This is a genomic window from Paenibacillus sacheonensis, from assembly GCF_009909195.1.
GTDB classification, from domain to species: domain Bacteria; phylum Bacillota; class Bacilli; order Paenibacillales; family Paenibacillaceae; genus Paenibacillus_Z; species Paenibacillus_Z sacheonensis.
In genome coordinates this window covers 1-2,928 of sequence record NZ_JAAAMU010000040.1, presented here as the reverse complement: position 1 = coordinate 2,928, position 2,928 = coordinate 1, and the positions used below count along the sequence as shown (strand labels likewise).

The 2,928-nt window shown below is 54.3% G+C and carries 1 rRNA gene; it reads right to left on the bottom strand.

Features of this window, described 5'->3' with window-relative positions:
* A 23S ribosomal RNA gene (locus GT003_RS32010) occupies positions 1 to 2,927 on the bottom strand.
* Between the last annotated feature and the right edge of the window lies 1 nt (position 2,928).

Here is a 2,928-nt window from a genome sequence, read left to right as displayed (position 1 = left end):
TAGGATAAGCCCTCGACCGATTAGTATTCGTCAGCTCCACGCATTGCTGCGCTTCCACCTCGAACCTATCAACCTCGTCGTCTTCAAGGGGTCTTACATACTGGGAAATCTCATCTTGAGGGGGGCTTCACGCTTAGATGCTTTCAGCGCTTATCCCGTCCGCACTTGGCTACCCAGCGATGCTCCTGGCGGAACAACTGGTACACCAGCGGTGCGTCCATCCCGGTCCTCTCGTACTAAGGACAGCTCCTCTCAAATTTCCTACGCCCACGACAGATAGGGACCGAACTGTCTCACGACGTTCTGAACCCAGCTCGCGTACCGCTTTAATGGGCGAACAGCCCAACCCTTGGGACCTACTTCAGCCCCAGGATGCGATGAGCCGACATCGAGGTGCCAAACCTCCCCGTCGATGTGGACTCTTGGGGGAGATAAGCCTGTTATCCCCAGGGTAGCTTTTATCCGTTGAGCGATGGCCCTTCCATTCGGTACCACCGGATCACTAAGCCCGACTTTCGTCCCTGCTCGACTTGTAGGTCTCGCAGTCAAGCTCCCTTATGCCTTTGCACGCTACGAATGATTTCCAACCATTCTGAGGGAACCTTTGGGCGCCTCCGTTACATTTTAGGAGGCGACCGCCCCAGTCAAACTGCCCACCTGACACGGTCCCTGTACCGGATTACGGTACCAGGTTAGAACTCCGATACGATCAGGGTGGTATCCCAACGATGCCTCCACCGAAGCTGGCGCTCCGGTTTCCTAGGCTCCCACCTATCCTGTACAGATCGTACCAAAGTCCAATATCAAGCTGCAGTAAAGCTCCATGGGGTCTTTCCGTCTTGTCGCGGGTAACCTGCATCTTCACAGGTATTAAAATTTCACCGGATCTCTCGTTGAGACAGCGCCCAAGTCGTTACGCCATTCGTGCGGGTCAGAATTTACCTGACAAGGAATTTCGCTACCTTAGGACCGTTATAGTTACGGCCGCCGTTTACTGGGGCTTCGGTTCATAGCTTCGCCTTGCGGCTAACCACTCCCCTTAACCTTCCAGCACCGGGCAGGCGTCAGCCCGTATACTTCGCCTTACGGCTTCGCACAGACCTGTGTTTTTGCTAAACAGTCGCTTGGGCCTTTTCACTGCGGCCCCCTCGGGCTATTCACCCTACCGAGGCACCCCTTCTCCCGAAGTTACGGGGTCATTTTGCCGAGTTCCTTAACGAGAGTTCTTCCGAGCGCCTTAGCATACTCTGCTCGACTACCTGTGTCGGTTTGCGGTACGGGCACCTTCACCTGGCTAGAGGCTTTTCTTGGCAGCCTGAACTCATGACCTTCGCTACTGCAATTTTCGCTCCCCATCACAGCCCAGCCTTACGATGTGCGGATTTGCCTACACACCAGCCTCACTGCTTGGACGGACATCCATCAGTCCGCGTCACTATCCTTCTGCGTCACCCCATTGCTCGTAACGGCTTACGGTGGTACGGGAATATCAACCCGTTGTCCTTCGACTACGCCTTTCGGCCTCGCCTTAGGTCCCGACTTACCCTGAGCGGACGAGCCTTCCTCAGGAAACCTTAGTCTTACGGCGGACAAGATTCTCACTTGTCTTTTCGTTACTCATACCGGCATTCTCACTTGAATGCGCTCCACCAGTCCTTACGGTCTGACTTCGACGTACATTCAACGCTCCCCTACCCCTGATACATACGTATCAAGCCATAGCTTCGGTGGTGTGTTTAGCCCCGTTACATTTTCGGCGCAGAGTCACTCGACCAGTGAGCTATTACGCACTCTTTAAATGGTGGCTGCTTCTAAGCCAACATCCTGGTTGTCTTTGCAACTCCACATCCTTTCCCACTTAACACACACTTGGGGACCTTAGCTGATGGTCTGGGCTGTTTCCCTCTTGACAATGGATCTTAGCACTCACTGTCTGACTCCCGGATATAAGTACATGGCATTCGGAGTTTGACTGGACTTGGTAACCCTTGGCGGGCCCCGCACCCAATCAGTGCTCTACCTCCACGACTCTTTACTCCGAGGCTAGCCCTAAAGCTATTTCGGGGAGAACCAGCTATCTCCGAGTTCGATTGGAATTTCTCCGCTACCCCCACCTCATCCCCGCATTTTTCAACATGCGTGGGTTCGGGCCTCCAGTGCGTGTTACCGCACCTTCACCCTGGACAGGGGTAGATCACACGGTTTCGGGTCTACGTCCACATACTATGTCGCCCTATTCAGACTCGCTTTCGCTGCGGCTCCGGCTCTTCACCTTAACCTTGCATGGGAACGTAACTCGCCGGTTCATTCTACAAAAGGCACGCCATCACCCATATAGAGGGCTCTGACTTTTTGTAAGCGCACGGTTTCAGGTTCTGTTTCACTCCGCTTCCGCGGTGCTTTTCACCTTTCCCTCACGGTACTGCTTCGCTATCGGTCGCTAGGGAGTATTTAGCCTTGGCAGATGGTCCTGCCGGATTCCCACGAGGTTTCACGTGTCTCGCGGTACTCAGGATCCGTCTCGGAGAGTGCTGACTTTGGGCTACAGGGCTTTTACCTCTTCTAGCGGGCCTTTCCAGACCTCTTCGCCTAGCCAACACCTTTGTAACTCCATGTGAGACGTCCTACAACCCCAAGGAGCAAGCTCCTTGGTTTGGGCTAATCCGCGTTCGCTCGCCGCTACTGACGGAATCACTATTGTTTTCTCTTCCTCAGGGTACTTAGATGTTTCAGTTCCCCTGGTGTGCCTCCATTGTAGCTATGTATTCACTACAAGGTGACTGGACATTACTCCAGCCGGGTTTCCCCATTCGGACATCCCCGGATCAGCGCCTGCTTACGGCTCCCCGAGGCATTTCGTTGTTCGCCACGTCCTTCTTCGGCTCCTAGCGCCTAGGCATCCTCCGTGCGCTCTTAGTAGCTTAACCT